The following is a 236-nucleotide window of genomic DNA, read 5'->3' as shown; positions in this document are numbered from 1 at the left end:
GGGCCAGGGTTATCCAATCAACGGCATCGTCGATGATGAGCAGGTGCGGGAACTGGCCCGCATCAACGGCGACCTGGGCCGCCTTGGCGGACTGCTGAAGCTTTGGCTCACCAACGATGAGCGAACCGCTCAGTTTGGTGAATCCACGATACACGCCGTGCTCGACCGAATCCTTGATACCCAGGATGAAATGAGCAAGGTCATGCTTTCCATCGTAATGCCGCGAGCTGACCATG

Annotated in this window: 1 pseudogene; it reads left to right on the top strand. The window is 57.6% G+C overall.

From position 1 onward, the window contains the following. Positions 1-236 (top strand): annotated as a pseudogene (locus ACOCD2_RS18555) (conjugal transfer protein TraJ); the annotation flags it as partial.

The sequence above is a fragment of the Thiolapillus sp. genome (genome assembly GCF_048562965.1).
Lineage (GTDB): Bacteria > Pseudomonadota > Gammaproteobacteria > Chromatiales > Chromatiaceae > Thiolapillus > Thiolapillus brandeum_A.
Note: the sequence above shows the minus strand (reverse complement) of the source record. Positions and strands in the feature narration are given on the sequence as shown.